We start from the raw sequence: 13,595 nt of genomic DNA on the forward strand, positions 1-13,595 counted from the left end.
GGTCTTCCCTGCGCCCCGCTACCCGTTTCGGCGGGCCGCGTTCGTGTCCCGTACGACGGCCCACGCGTCGGCGACCGGCCCGACGTGCCGGAGCTTGTCCGGGTTGACCACCGCGCGAATCGCCTGAATCTGACCGTCGGCGATGTCGAGCGTCCAGGTGTTGACCACGCGACCCGCCTTGTCGCGGAAGATCGCGCCCGGCTGGCCGTTCACCACGTGCGGCTCCACGACACCGCCGATCTGGGTGAACGGCGCGGACAGGGCAGCCAGCATTCCTGCGACGTTGTGAGCGCCCGTGACGACACCCCGGCCCCACTGCGGCGCCTTGCCACCGGCGTCCCCCACCAGCTGCACGTCGGCAGCCAGGAACTCCAGCAAGTTGTCGACGTCGCCTTCTTTGAACGCGTCGAAGAAGCGGACCGCCAGTTCCTCCCGCTCACGTTGGTCCGCAGCGAAGCGCGGCCGCCCTGCCTCCATATGGCGACGCGCTCGCACCACCAACTGACGGCAGGCGGCCTCAGTACGTCCCAGCGCCGACGACACCTCAGCGAAGTCGAACCCGAACACCTCCCGCAGCACGAAGGCTGCCCGCTCCAGCGGAGACAGGCGCTCCAGCAGGAGCAGCGCGGCCATGGACACCGAGTCGGCCAGCTCGGCCGCCCGCTCCGGGTCCTCGTACGGGTCCGACAGCAACGGCTCCGGGAACCAGGGTCCGACGTACGCCTCCCGGCGGAGCCGAGCAGACCGCAGTACGTCGACGCAGATCCGTGTCACGACAGCGGACAGGAACGCCTTTGCGGACGCCGGTTCCGTCCGTGACGCGGCGTACCGGAGCCACGTGTCCTGTACGGCGTCCTCCGCCTCGCTGACGCTGCCCAGGATCCGGTAGGCGATCGAGAACAGGAGCGGTCGCAGCTCCTCGAACTCCTCGTCGCGAGTACGCATCACGCCAGCTCGGCCTTGAAACCCTGACGCCACGACGGGTACTGAAGCTCCCAACCCAGCTCCCGCTTCGCCTTGGCGTTGGAGAACCCGCGGCCCTCGGTCATCATCACCACAGCCTGGTCCCCCGCCAGCCGCCGCGCCAGCCACACCGGAACGCGCAGCGGCGGCTTCGCACCCGCGCACTCCGCCAGGTAGGGCAGCCAGTCGCGGGCCGGTGCCGGATCGTCGTCGACGATGTTGAACACGCCCCCGGCCTTCTGCTCGACAGCCAGCACTGTCGCGCCGGCCGCGTCGTCGAGATGCACCCAGGAACTGTAGCCAGTACCGCGTCCCACCAGCGGGTACTGCCGTTTGCGCACGAGCTCCACCTGGTCGTCGATCGCTCCCGGGCCGTAGAACGCGCCGTACCGCATGACGGCCCCACCGATCTTCACCACGAGGTCCTCGATCCGGCTGAGCGCCTTCAGGCCGACGTACGCGGCTGTCCCTTCCAGAAGGCCCAGCGGGTCCTCCTCGGTCTTGACCCACCCGCCTTCGCGGATGCCGTTCCAGCTCGCGTAGCCCTGGGCAACGAAGTGCGGCACACCCACTGCCTCGGCCGCGGCCAGCAGGTGGTCGGTCCCCTCGGTCCGCAGGCGGTTGGTCTTCGCGAACCAGCGGTCCGGGTGCTTGATGTCCGGTTTGCCCGCATGCGCCATCAAGATCGCGGTCATCTGGTGCACGATCACGTCCGGCCGTGCGAGCGCGACCGCCTCACCGACAGCGGCGCCGTCCAGCCCGTCCATCACCACTGCTTCGGCACCTGCTGCTCTGACCAGCTCCAGCTTGGCCGCACTGGTCGTCGTAGCCGTCACCTGATGCCCGCGCGCCACGAGCTGCGGCACCAGCCGCCGCCCCAGAACTCCACTCCCGCCGGCCACGAACACACGCATCGCTCTCACACTCCTCGATCGGTTGCGCCCCCGAGACGAGACAGAGCGGCCTGCTGTGACACGGCAGGTTTTGGAAGAATATTTTCGAAAGTCCTCGCCGAGCTGTTGCCCGGTTGCGCACCGCCATTTAGTTTGGGCCGCGATCAAAATCGGAGGTCAGGTTGATGAACCGACGTACCAGGGTCCGGCGATGGCTCGCCGCGACGACCGCGGCGGCGATGACGGCGCTGCTGCTGACCGCGCCGCCCGCGCTGGCAGAGTCCCCGGAGCCGGCCCCGTCCGGCCGCCCGCTGTTCGACACCGGCCCGGCCGAGGATGCGATCCGGCGCCTGGTCGGCACCCGGCACGGCAGCCAGATCACGCTCGCCACGATCCCGGCGTCCGCGGGCCGCGACACGTTCCGGATCACCAGCCGCGGCGCGCGGCCGGTCGTCGAGGGCAGCAGTACGCCGGCCTTGCTGATGGGGTTCAACTGGTACCTCAAGCACGTCGTGAAGGCGGACATCTCCTGGACCGGCGACCAGCTCGACCTCCCGCCGGTCCTGCCCGCGCCGCAGCGGCCGATCGAGCAGTCGTCGGTCATCGAGCACCGGTTCGCCGGCAACGACACCGAGGACGGGTACTCCGGGCCGTACCGGACGTTCGAGGACTGGGAACGGCTGATCGACGTCCAGGCACTGCACGGTGTGAACGAGATCTTCATGCCCATCGGGACCGAGGCCGTGTACTACGAGGCGCTGCAGTCGTTCGGCTACAGCGCGGACGAGTTGCGCGCGTGGATCCCGACGCCCGGGTACCAGCCGTGGTGGCTGCTGCAGAACATGTCCAACTTCACCGCGCCGGTCAGCGCCCAGGTGATTCAGGAGCGCGCGGAGCTCGGCCGGCGGATCGCGGACCGGATGCGATCGCTGGGGATCACGCCGGTCCTGCCGGGCTACTTCGGCACGGTGCCACGGGGCTTCGCGGCGAAGAACCCGGGCGCCGCCACCGTGCCGCAAGGCACCTGGGTGGGGCTGGATCGGCCGGACTGGCTGGCGCCGACCGACCCGCTGTTCGACCAGGTCGCCGCCCGGTTCTACGCCGTCCAGGAACGGATCCTGGGTCCGTCGACGATGTTCAAGATGGATCTCCTGCACGAGGGCGGCCGCCCCGGGAGCATCTCGGTCGGTCAGGCGTCGGTCGCGGTGCAGAACGCCCTGGACAGGGCACATCAAGGTGCGATCTGGGCGATCCTCGGTTGGCAGAGCAACCCGCGTCCGGAGACGATCGCAGCCATCGACCGCAGCCGGATGCTGGTCGTCGACGGGCTGTCCGACCGGGCCTTGAGCCCTGACCGCGAGCAGGACTGGTCGGGGACGCCGTACGCGTTCGGGTCGATCTGGAACTTCGGCGGCAACTCCACCATGGGCGCCCCGATCCGCGCCTGGAACGAGCGTTTCTGGGCCTCGCTGGCGAAGCCCGGTTCGGCCCTGTCCGGGATCGCGATCATGCCGGAGGCGAGCTACAACAACGCGGTGGCGATGGAGTTCCTGGCCGAGCTGCCCTGGCACGACGGCCCCGTGGACCTGGACCAGTGGTTCGCCGACTACGCGGACGCCCGGTACGGCGGGACGGACCCGAAGGCGCGGGTGGCGTGGCGGATCCTGGCCGAGACCGCGTACTCGATTCCGCCGAACGGCGGCCGCTCGTCGGGCCACGGCGGCCTGTTCGCCGCGATTCCGAGCCTGACGGTCCAGCGGCCGCACAGCTGGGCGCAGGCGGCGTTCGCCTACGATCCGGCCGAGTTCGCGGGTGCGCTGCCCGCACTGCTCGCGGTCGGCCGCTCGCTGCGGAACAACGCGGCGTACCGCAACGACCTGCTGGAGGTCGCGCGTCAGTCCGTCGCCGACCGGTCCCGTACGTTGCTGCCGCAGATCCGGTCGGCGTACGAGGCCGGGGACCTCGGGCGGTTCACGCAGCTGACCGACACGTGGCTCGGGTACATCGCCGGCGTCGACGACCTGGTCGGTACCAACGAGCAGTACCTGATCGGACGCTGGCTGGAGCAGGCCAGGAGCTGGGGTGCGGACAGCGCCGAGTCCGCGCAGCTCGAGTACGACGCGCGCAAACAGCTCACGTCGTGGGGACTACGCACCACAGACCTGCAGGACTACGCGTACCGCGAGTGGTCCGGCCTCCTCGACGGCTACTACGCGCCGCGCTGGAAGCAGTACTTCGAGGCGCTGAAGGCCGGCACCGCAGCCCCACAGATCGACTGGTACGACGTAGCAGAGCAGTGGTCGCGGGACCGCACCAAGTACAGCGCCCAGCCGATCGGAGACACCTACACCGAAGCCGGCAAGCTGCTGACCCGGCTCAAGAACGACGACTACGACGTGACGCTGGCGCTACGTCCGACCGGGACCGTGGATGCGTCAGGGGCCGCCCAGGTCACCGCGACGGTCACCAACACGAACTACTTCGCCGCCCTGACCGGAGTGACCTTCGACGTCACGGCACCCGCTGGAATCACGGTCGAGCCAGCAGACGACGCACCCACCCAGATCGGCCCCGGCGCCACGGTGTCACAGTCCTGGACTGTACGCGGAGGTGACGGGCTGCCAGACAAGGTGGCCCTGCAAGTGTCGATGCGCTCCGACGAGTCCGAGCTGCGCAAGGCCACCGCGGTCCTACCGGTCGCAGCGGCCGGTAGGTACCAGCTGAGCGACTTGCCGTTCGCCTCTTCGCGGAACCACGACGGCGTCTACCCGGTCGCGCGCGACACCGTCACGCCGGCCACACCGTCCGGTAACGGCCGGCCGATCCTGCTCGACGGTGTTGCCTATAGCAAGGGCCTCGGCACCAACGCGAACGCCGACGTACGCTTCGAGCTCGGCGGTGGCTGCGAGCGTTTCACCACGGTGGCGGGGATCGACGACGCGATGAACCACACTCCGGACGGCGATGTGGTCGTCCGCGTCTTCGGTGACGGCAGACTGCTGACCGAGTCCGGCGTGCTGCGCAGCGGGATCGCGGGCGACGCGTCGAAGGCGGTCATGCTCGACGCGGACGTCACCGGCGTACGGCAGTTGCGGCTGCAGGTGCACCAGTACGACGCGAACCGGTACTTCGACGCGTTGTCGTTCGGCGTACCGACGGTCACGTGCTCCACGCCGCCGCCGGTCCCCTTGAGCCTGGGGAAGCCCGTAGCGGCTACAGCGCGGAAGGTGGCCACGCGGCGGCCAGCGCGGTCGACGGCGATCTGAGCACCGGCTGGTTCTGTGCGCCCGCACAGTGCGCAGGGCAACCGTCGTCGTTGCAGGTGGATCTCGGCGCCGCTCACGCGCTGTCGGCTATCCGCGTCACGCCGTACTACGCCGACGGCCGGTCGTACCTCTATCGTGTCGACGGAAGCGTGGACGGGCAGACATGGACCCAGCTGGCCGCGAAGGTCACTCACAAGGCGCAGACTGATGTGGGCGACCGGTACGACGTGACGGGCGCCTACCGGTACGTCCGGGTGACCGGGTTCGGCAACACCACCAACGCCTACACGCTCCACCTGCAAGAGTTGGCGGTGTACGGCGTGTACTGAAGGCAGGGATGACGAAGGCGATACGGATCACCGAGAAGGTGACGCCCGGCGTACTGCGCGAGCGCAACACCAGACTGGTCCTGCAGACCGTGCTGATCGGCGACGGCAGCATGTCGCGGGCGGACATCTCCCGGTCCACCGGTCTGGCGCGCGCGGTGGTGTCGGAGATCGTCGAGTCCCTGATGGCACGGCATCTGGTGGTCGAGGAGGCCGGGACGCCGAGCGGCCGCGGCAAGCCCGCGAAGCCGCTCCGCGTCGACACCGGCCGCCAGTGCCTGCTGATGGCCGACCTCCGGCCGACCGAGATCGTCGCGGGCGTGGTGGGACTGGACGGGGTGATCAGCACGACCGGCCGGGTGGCCCTGCCACCCGGCCCCGGCGTCGACGACGTGATCTCGGTCCTGGGCAGCTTCCTGCAGCAACTGGCAGCCGACGACGGACGGACGGTGCTCGCCGCGGGCGTTGCCGTCCCGGCCATGCTGTCGCCGGAGCAGGGCATCGTCGAGTCGATCCAGTTCCGCTGGCACGACGTCGACCTCGCCGGCCCGTTGCGGGAGGCCCTCGGGTACGACGTGGTGCTCGTCAACGACGCGACCGCGGTGGCGATGTCCGAACTGTCGCACCGCAGTCAGGCCGGCGGCAGTGTGATCGTGCTGCACATCGCCGGCGGCATCGGGTCCGCCATCATCCTCGACGGACGCGTGCACCTCGGCGAACGGCAGCGGGCCGGCGAGGTCGGGCACATCGACGTCGGCGTCAGCGACCGGCGCTGCGAGTGCGGCCGGACGGGCTGCCTGGAAACGGTGGCGAACCTGCCCGCGATCCTCGACGACGCCTCCGTCGAGGACCTCGACAAGGTCGCGTCCCCCGGCGAACCACCCGAGCTGCGAGCCCTCGCCGAGCGGGTCGAGTTCGCGGGCCGGAGCCTCGGCGCGCTGGTCTGCGTCCAGGCGGCGATCCTCGACATCCCGGACGTCGTGATCGACGGGCCGGTCCGCCGGGCCGGGGCGCGGCTGCTCGACGCCATCGAGCAGGAGCTCGCCCGCCGGCTACCCGCGGTCGACGTACGCCGTCCGCGGTTCTCGACGATGGCCGACCGGAGCAAGATGCACGGCGCAGCGGCCGCGGCGATGCTGCAGGAGCTCGGAGTCCTCTGGCATATCTCCCCGGACCGCGCCGAAACCTGATTGTCGGAGGGCGTCGGTACCTTGACTGACATGCTGACGACGCTGGCGGTGGAGAACTACCGGTCACTGCGGCGTATCGTCATGCCGCTGAGCGGCCTGAATGTGGTGACCGGTGCGAACGGGACAGGCAAGTCGAGTCTGTACCGGGCGCTGCGGTTGCTCGCCGACGCCTCGCGGAACGGCGCGGTCGCGGCGCTTGCCCGGGAGGGTGGGTTGCAGTCGACGCTGTGGGCCGGGCCTGAGCAGGTGCGGAAGGACCGGCCGACGCAGGGCACCGTGCGGACCGGGCCGGTGACGTTGCGGATGGGCTTCGCGGGCGACGACTACGGCTATCTGATGGATCTCGGGTTGCCGATCGCGCACGGATCGCAGTTCGACCTGGATCCGGAGATCAAGCGCGAAGCCTTGTGGGCCGGGCCGTTCCTGCGCCCGGCGGCGCTGCTGGTCGAGCGCAACAACCACGAGGTGCGGATCCGTTCGGCGAGCGGTGAGTGGCAGCGCGGCGGGCACCCGCTCCAGACGTTCGACAGCATGCTGAGCGAGTTCGCGGATCCGGAGCGCGCGCCCGAGCTGCTGCTGGTGCGGGAGCGGCTGCGCGGATGGCGGTTCTACGACCACTTCCGCACCGACGCGACAGCACCCGCCCGTCGGGTGCAGGTCGGGACGCGCACCGCCGTGCTCGCCGCGGACGGTGCGGATGTCGCGGCCGCCCTGCAGACGATCCGGGAGCTGGGCCCACGCGGGGCGCTGGACGAGGCGATCGAGCTGGCGTTTCCCGGCAGCCGGGTGCAGATCGTCAACACCGCCGGCCGTTTCGAGATCGCCTTCCACCAGCACGGTCTGCTCCGCCCGCTGTCCGGGGCGGAGCTGTCCGACGGCACCCTCAGGTATCTCCTCTGGGTGGCCGCGCTGCTCACCCCGCGGCCTCCCGAGCTCCTCGTCCTCAACGAGCCCGAGACCAGCCTGCACCCGGATCTCCTGCCCGCACTGGCCAACCTGGTGGTCACCGCCGCGAAGGAGACCCAGGTCATCGTGGTCACCCACTCCCGCCCGTTCATCGCCGCCCTCGAGGCCCTCTCCCCCGACCTCCAGACACTCGAGCTCGTCAAGGAGAAGGGCGCCACGACCATCACCGGCCAGGGCCCACTCGACGAGCCGCCCTGGAAGTGGCCGACGCGCTAGGGACCGGCCGGTACGTCCTGGGGCTTCACGCTCTCGAAGCGGACCAGGATGACCGAACCCGCCGCGGACAGGAGAAAACCGATGATCGCGGCCGGCCACCAGCCGGCACGGACGGCGTCGTCGAGGACGAAGACGCCGACGGCCGCAGGTGTGATGGTCTGCAGCGCGATCATCGGCGTGGTGGCCAGCGTCACCGACCCCCGCTGCAGAGCCAGCGAGTAGAGGATGAACGCCAGCGCGCCGCTGATCGGCAAGGTGTAGAGCGTCGGGCTTCGTACGAGCTCGCTCATCGACCCGTCCTGCAGCAAGCGGGCCGAGATCGCGACACCGGCATACCCGAGACCGGCCAGCAGACCGAGCAGCGCCGTGGAAACACCGTGCTGCGAACGGCTCGCGACGGCGCCCAGGACAGCAATCGTCACGAGCCCGATGATGATGCCGATCGTGAGGCCGTGGTGCTGCGCGCTGTCGCCGGCGGCACCGGCAGCCACCGCGAGCAGACCGAGCCCGACGCAGACGCCGATCACCGCGGACCATTCCAGCGCGCTCAGCCGGTCCGACATCAGCCGCGTCGCGAGCAGCGCGGTGATCACCAGACTGACGGCGATCCCGGCCTGCGCCAGGTACAGCGGCAGCAGGCGCAGCGCGACGAAGTGCAGCCCGAAGCCTGCCAGGTTGAGCGCGAGCGCACCGAGGAACGCGGGCTGCCTGAGCAGCGCGGCCACGAATCCGCCGAGCCGGCGAGGATCCAGTTCCGACTCGGTCGGCACCTTCCGCGAACCAACGGCCTGCAGGATCGCCGCGATACCGAACAGCACCGCGGCGCCGAGGGCCGCGCTCAGCCCGAGAACCACTACGCGACGGCCCTACGGCGCCAGGTGAGGTAGAGGCTCAGGCCGCCGTAGTACACCAGGTACGACAGCGAGATCGCGACCACGACCGCGTTCGGGTCCGGCATCTGCGCGAGCAGCACGGCGTACGACGCCAGCCAGATCGCGGTCGTCAGCAGGTTCAGCGAGCGGAACGCCTTGGTGCGCGACGGATACACGTACTTCACCGGGATGAAGACGAGCACCGAGCAGACCACCAGGATGATGCCGGTGGTGACCGGGCTGAGGCTCAGGACCACGACATAGAACGCGACCACGTTCCAGTAACTGGGGAAGCCGAGGAAGAAGTGGTCCTCGGTCTTCGCGTCGACCCGGCAGAACTGGTAGCTGGACGCGAGCAGCGGCAGCGCGCCGAGCATCGCGCCCCAGGTCCCGGACGGGAGATAGCCGCCGGTCCACAGCAACACGATCGGCGCGAACGCGTACGTCAGGTAGTCGACGATGTTGTCGAGCATCGCGCCGTCGAACCACGGGATCGTCTCCTTGACCCGCAGCCGACGGGCGAGCATCCCGTCGGTGCCGTCGATCACCAGGGTCGCGAGCCCGAGCCAGAGCGCCCGCACGGCGTCGCCGTCGATGGCGGCGATGACGATCAGCAGCGCGAGCACCGTTCCGCTCGCGGTATAGGCATGCAGTGCCAGTCCGGCCAGACGCAGCCGCGTCGACCCGACGAACGGTTCCCGCACCGCGTCGTGTGTGGTCAGGACAACTCCCAGAACTCAGGCGACGCAAGGCGTCGGGCCGGGTCGAGGTCGACCCAGCCGTCGCCAGCGTCTCACAAGCCTGGCCCGCGCCTCGCCACCGACCGTCGACCGAGGCGAGATCTTTGCAAGGACTTAGTTGACCGGGTCGAGCAGGAAGAGCGGGATCTTTCGGGTGGTCTTGGTCTGGTACTCGGCGTACGGCGGGTACGCGGCCACCGAGCGCTGCCACCACTCGTCGTACTCGTCGCCCTCGATCTCGCGGGCGACGTATTCCTTGGTGACCTCGCCGTCCTGGAGGCTGACCTTCGGGTCGGCCTTCAGGTTGTAGTACCAGACCGGGTTCTTCGGCGCGCCGCCGAGCGAGGCGACCGCGGCGTACACGCCGTCCTTCTCGACCCGCATCACCGGCACCTTGCGGATCTTGCCGGACTTCGCACCGCGCATAGTCATCAGCACGACCTTGAGCCCGATGATGTCGACCGCGTCGGTGGTCCCGGCCTCGGTGACCTTCTCCACCTGCTCGCGGACCCAGTCGCTGGTGCTGGGGGCGTACTCGTCGCTGTTGGTTGTCATGTCACCCATGATAATGGTGACGCATCACCATCAACACCCCCGGCGCGTCGCGCGGACAGGTCAGAGCGCCGGAGCGAGCTCGGTCAGGGCTGCCAGCGCGTTGCCCCAGGCCTGCGCGGACTGCTCGGGGTCATGCTGGTCGTCCAGGCGGTCGAAGCCCGACTCGACCACCAGCAGCCGGGTGCCGTCACCCTCGGGCGTGAGCGTGAATTCGACCAGGTTCGCGTTCCCCGGCACCGGCTCCACACCGGGCTCGACGGCATACCGGTAGCCGAACCGGCGGCCCGGCTCGACCTTCTCCACGAAGCCGCGGAACTCGCCGTGCTCGTCCCAGCGCAGCACCAGCCGCCCACCCGGGCGCAGATCGATCTCCGCCCCGCCGAACGCGTACCACCGGGCAAAGGTCTCCGGCTGCGTCACCGCGGCCCACACCACCTCCGGCCGGGCCTCGACGTACACCTCACGCTCCACGCTGTCCATGACGCCTATCCTCCCCCGTTCCGGGGTGCCCAGATTCGTCGGACTTGATTCATCGGGCGCAGGAGCGGAGCTGGGTTGCGGTCGCGATCGTCGCCCCGATCCAGCGGCGACGCAGGAAGTGCGCCTTCAGCAGCCGGTGGACGCCGTCCACCACGACCAGCCGGCCGCGGTACGCGACCAGGTTGATCGGGAAGTCGAGGTCGGCGTCCATCACCCGCTGGTAGTGCGCGCGGAAGTTCATCGGCGTCTCGGCGACCTGGTGCGGCGTCACCTTGAACCGTTCGCCCTCGAGCTGCCACAGCGGCAGGTCGAACATCCAGACCAGGTCGGCGATCTCGACCGGCTCGACCTTCAGGTCGAGCTCCCACAGTTTCGCGAGCTGCCAGCGGTACGGCGGGAACACCTCCCGCAACGTCTCCGGCATCATCGCGACGAGTTCCTCGAACGACACGTCCGGCGCCGCCGGATCCGCGTCCGAGCCGAACGTGTCACCCAGCCCATCGATCGTCACGACGGAGCAGGCTACGCCATCGCCGGGGCGACGACGGACCGGTACGCGGCCGCCCCTGACGGAGCGGGCGGCCGCGCACGGGTGACGGTCAGGCGGTGTGCTTGCCGCGACGGCGGAAGGTGACCACTCCGGCGCCGGCCATCAGGATGCCGCCGGCCGCGAGCAGCAGACCGCCCGCGAGACCGAACGCACCGTTGCTGTTGGCAATCGAATCTCCGTCGGATCCGCCGAAGCCGGCGTCGATCGCGGTCGGAACACCGGCGGTCGGCGTGTCACTCGGCACGTCGGAGACCGGCGTCGACTCGGTCACCGGCGGCGGCGTGCTCGTCGGGTTCACCGACGTGCCCGGAGTGGACGGCGTGTCCGTCGGCGTTGCAGGCGGAGTGTCCGTCGTGGTGGGCGACTCCGTCGGCGTGGTCGGCGGCGTCGTGGGCGGAGTGTCCGTAGTCGTCGGCGGAGTCGTCGGCGGCGTGTCCGTGGTCGTCGGCGGCGTCGTGGGCGGAGTGGTGGGCGGAGTGTCCGTCGTGGTCGGCGGAGTCGTCGGCGGCGTGGTGGGCGGCGTCGTGGTGCAGCCCTCGACCCAGAACACCTTGTGCTTGACGTCGTTGCCGATCGAGCCGGGGGCGTTCACGGTCAGCTTCACGTGATAGCCCTGCTGCGGGTGCGGCTCGCCGGTGAACTTCAGCGTGTAGACCTCGCGCGCGTCCAGGTCCGTGCCGCCACCGGCCTCGTCCTCGCCGATGAACGGATTCAGGTCGCCGGACACCACCTGCAGGCCGGCGTCCGCTGTCGGGGCCTGGTCCTCGAAGGTGACCGTGGCCTTGTACGAGTCGTCCTTGTCGTAGTTGTAGAACTCGACGGTGAACGTGCAGCCCTGGTGCGGGTTGTTGTCCGGCGGTCCGCTCTGGATGTCGGCGCCTTCGATCTTCACCGTGCCGTTGTTGCCCGGTGGGTTGTGACCGGCGGTCTGGTCGGCGTTGGCGGAGGGAGCGACGAGCAATGCCGCCGCACCGAGAAGCAGTGAAAGCGCTCCGGCGCCGGCGAAGATACCGGCCGCGCGGGAGCGAACGCCCGTGTGGGTCATGTCCGTCCTCGAACGAGTGCAGGGGTTAGGCCTTGGAGAAGTATTTCGGTTCCGTTACAGCAGTCAAGCTCGTTCGGTAACGATTCGCCCGCGTGTCGCAGAGTTTTCCACAGCTCGCGCTGCCCAAGGCCTGTGGACAGCGCGCAAGACGACAGACCGAGCCGATCGCACCACCCGCGAAAAGCACGCCCCAGCCCCGGACGAGGGCCGGCGTTCACCGCGTCGGTACGGCGGAACTCGCCGAGCTCGCACGGCGCGGCAGCGCCGGACCCGTCGTACTCGACGACGGAGGGCCGCGGACACTACGCGTCCCGGCGGCCGTGACAGCGATGTGAGCCCATCGCGCCAGCGGCCAGACGAACTCCCCCACCCGTCATCAGTTGCCACCGGCTTCGTCGGCCTGTCGTCACTGCTCGCCCCAACCGGGCCGTGTCGGCGCACCGGCGTTCACCGCAGTCGGTACGCCGGAACTCGCCGATCTCGTGCGAGACATCGACCCCGGACCCGTCGTACTCGACGACGGACATCGCGCGTCCCAGCGGCCGTGACAGCGGAGTGAGCCCATCGCGCCACCGGCCAGAGGTACTCCTTCGCGCGTCATCAGTTGCCACCGGCCTCGATCGGCCTGTCGTCACTGCTTGCCTGACCAGACGGGTCGGCGCACGGAGCATACCGGCGTGAACCGCAGCCGGTACGTCGGAGTTCGCCGAGCTCATGCCGCGCGTCGGCCCCAGACGTAGGCCGCCGGCGGAGGGCTGCGGACAGCGCGTACTGGCCGTCGTGACGGCGGAGTGAGCCGATCGCGCCACCCGCAAGGAGCGTGCCGCCGGCCTCGGTCCGCCTGTCGTCGCACTGGCGTTCGCCGCAGTCCGTACGCCGGAACTCGCCGAGCTCGCACGGCGCGGCGGGCCCGGGGTCGTCGTACGTTTTGGCGAAGGGCTGCGGACAGTCCCGCGTCACTGCGGTCGTGACAGCGCAGTGAACCGCTGGCGCCACCGGCTAGAGGTACGCCGCCGAGCGTCATCAGGATGCTGCCGACCTCGGTCGGGCTGGCGTCGTCGGTGGTCGCGACCGGGCAGGCCGGCGTTTACCGCAATCGGTACGCCGGGAGCTGCCGGGCTTGGATGATGCGCCGGGGTCGGCGTATTCGTCGCTGGAGGGCCGTGCACAGCGCGGGTCCCGGCGGTTGCGACGGCCGCCGGGACCGGAGCTTGCTATCTGGTGTGGCGGCCGTGGCGGCGGAGTGAGCCGATCGCGCCGCCGGCGAGGAGCATGCCGCCGAGCGTCATCAGGATGCTGCCGGCCTCGGACGGGCTGTCGTCGCCGGTGACCGCGGCCGGACGGGTCGGCGGCCCGGGCAGGCCGGCGTTCACCGCAGTCGGTACGTCGGAACTTGCCGAGCTCGTGCGGTGCGTCGGCGCCGGAGTCGTCGTACTCGTGCTGGCCGGAGGCGTACTCGACACCGTGCCTGGAGGCACCGTCGGCGTCGTCACCGGAGTGCTAGGCGGCGTCGTCTCAGGCGTGGCGGGCGGT

Annotated in this window: 12 protein-coding genes and 1 pseudogene; 4 read left to right on the plus strand and 9 right to left on the minus strand. The window is 69.9% G+C overall.

Translation table 11 applies throughout. The annotated features are described in order from the left end of the window. Nucleotides 1-18 precede the first annotated feature (18 nt). Both ABZX12_RS03505 and ABZX12_RS03510 read right to left on the minus strand, forming a co-directional pair. A complete protein-coding gene (locus tag ABZX12_RS03505) occupies nucleotides 19-945 on the minus strand; it encodes an RNA polymerase sigma-70 factor (RefSeq protein ID WP_355689432.1) in 927 nt (308 codons plus the stop codon). After that, complete coding sequence (locus tag ABZX12_RS03510; RefSeq protein ID WP_355689434.1) at nucleotides 945-1,877, minus strand: NAD(P)-dependent oxidoreductase; 933 nt, start codon at nucleotides 1,875-1,877, stop codon at nucleotides 945-947. Before ABZX12_RS03510 ends, ABZX12_RS03505 begins: the two co-directional genes overlap by 1 nt. 164 nt (nucleotides 1,878-2,041) lie before the next feature. Here ABZX12_RS03510 and ABZX12_RS03515 point away from each other — a divergent pair, with 164 nt between their 5' ends. Genes ABZX12_RS03515 through ABZX12_RS03530 form a run of 4 tightly spaced genes read left to right on the plus strand, consistent with a single transcriptional unit; the run spans nucleotide 2,042 to nucleotide 7,820 of the window. Continuing rightward, entirely contained in the window at nucleotides 2,042-5,122 is a 3,081-nt protein-coding gene (locus ABZX12_RS03515; protein ID WP_355689436.1) for an alpha-N-acetylglucosaminidase TIM-barrel domain-containing protein, read from the plus strand. Beyond that, entirely contained in the window at nucleotides 5,020-5,451 is a 432-nt protein-coding gene (locus tag ABZX12_RS03520) for a discoidin domain-containing protein (protein ID WP_355689437.1), read from the plus strand. Before ABZX12_RS03515 ends, ABZX12_RS03520 begins: the two co-directional genes overlap by 103 nt. An 8-nt stretch (nucleotides 5,452-5,459) precedes the next feature. Next, complete coding sequence (locus ABZX12_RS03525; RefSeq protein ID WP_355689438.1) at nucleotides 5,460-6,638, plus strand: ROK family protein; 1,179 nt, start codon at nucleotides 5,460-5,462, stop codon at nucleotides 6,636-6,638. Nucleotides 6,639-6,668: 30 nt separating this feature from the next. After that, the gene (locus ABZX12_RS03530; RefSeq protein ID WP_355689440.1) at nucleotides 6,669-7,820 is read left to right on the plus strand and encodes an AAA family ATPase; all 1,152 of its coding nucleotides are present in this window, start codon (nucleotides 6,669-6,671) and stop codon (nucleotides 7,818-7,820) included. Here the strand turns inward: ABZX12_RS03530 and ABZX12_RS03535 are convergent. From ABZX12_RS03535 to ABZX12_RS03565, 7 genes and pseudogenes are all read right to left on the minus strand, one after another. Next, entirely contained in the window at nucleotides 7,817-8,674 is an 858-nt protein-coding gene (locus tag ABZX12_RS03535) for a hypothetical protein (RefSeq protein WP_355689442.1), read from the minus strand. The genes ABZX12_RS03530 and ABZX12_RS03535 overlap by 4 nt on opposite strands. Further along, complete coding sequence (locus ABZX12_RS03540) at nucleotides 8,674-9,396, minus strand: CDP-alcohol phosphatidyltransferase family protein (protein WP_355689444.1); 723 nt, start codon at nucleotides 9,394-9,396, stop codon at nucleotides 8,674-8,676. Before ABZX12_RS03540 ends, ABZX12_RS03535 begins: the two co-directional genes overlap by 1 nt. Before the next feature lie 150 nt (nucleotides 9,397-9,546). Then, nucleotides 9,547-9,987, minus strand: a complete 441-nt coding sequence (locus ABZX12_RS03545; RefSeq protein WP_355689446.1) for a nitroreductase family deazaflavin-dependent oxidoreductase — start codon at nucleotides 9,985-9,987, stop codon at nucleotides 9,547-9,549. 60 nt (nucleotides 9,988-10,047) lie between these two features. Beyond that, a complete protein-coding gene (locus ABZX12_RS03550; RefSeq protein WP_355689447.1) occupies nucleotides 10,048-10,467 on the minus strand; it encodes an SRPBCC domain-containing protein in 420 nt (139 codons plus the stop codon). Between the two features lie 49 nt (nucleotides 10,468-10,516). After that, nucleotides 10,517-10,978: a hypothetical protein gene (locus ABZX12_RS03555; RefSeq protein ID WP_355689449.1), complete on the minus strand. Its 462-nt coding sequence runs from the start codon at nucleotides 10,976-10,978 to the stop codon at nucleotides 10,517-10,519. Between the two features lie 88 nt (nucleotides 10,979-11,066). Further along, nucleotides 11,067-12,062: a hypothetical protein gene (locus tag ABZX12_RS03560; RefSeq protein ID WP_355689451.1), complete on the minus strand. Its 996-nt coding sequence runs from the start codon at nucleotides 12,060-12,062 to the stop codon at nucleotides 11,067-11,069. 1,214 nt (nucleotides 12,063-13,276) lie between these two features. Continuing rightward, a pseudogene (locus ABZX12_RS03565) lies at nucleotides 13,277-13,595 on the minus strand (hypothetical protein); the annotation flags it as partial.

It is taken from the genome of Kribbella sp. NPDC003505, from assembly GCF_040610875.1.
In the GTDB taxonomy this organism is placed as follows: Bacteria; Actinomycetota; Actinomycetes; order Propionibacteriales; family Kribbellaceae; genus Kribbella.

Bases quoted from the DNA above. Each gene is read 5' to 3' on its own strand.
- ABZX12_RS03550 (WP_355689447.1), bottom strand. From the start codon at position 10,467: ATGGACAGCGTGGAGCGTGAGGTGTACGTCGAGGCCCGGCCGGAGGTG.
- ABZX12_RS03505 (WP_355689432.1), bottom strand. From the start codon at position 945: ATGCGTACTCGCGACGAGGAGTTCGAGGAGCTGCGACCGCTCCTGTTC.
- ABZX12_RS03560 (WP_355689451.1), bottom strand. From the start codon at position 12,062: ATGACCCACACGGGCGTTCGCTCCCGCGCGGCCGGTATCTTCGCCGGC.
- ABZX12_RS03515 (WP_355689436.1), top strand. From the start codon at position 2,042: ATGAACCGACGTACCAGGGTCCGGCGATGGCTCGCCGCGACGACCGCG.
- ABZX12_RS03545 (WP_355689446.1), bottom strand. From the start codon at position 9,987: ATGACAACCAACAGCGACGAGTACGCCCCCAGCACCAGCGACTGGGTC.
- ABZX12_RS03510 (WP_355689434.1), bottom strand. From the start codon at position 1,877: ATGCGTGTGTTCGTGGCCGGCGGGAGTGGAGTTCTGGGGCGGCGGCTG.
- ABZX12_RS03525 (WP_355689438.1), top strand. From the start codon at position 5,460: ATGACGAAGGCGATACGGATCACCGAGAAGGTGACGCCCGGCGTACTG.
- ABZX12_RS03530 (WP_355689440.1), top strand. From the start codon at position 6,669: ATGCTGACGACGCTGGCGGTGGAGAACTACCGGTCACTGCGGCGTATC.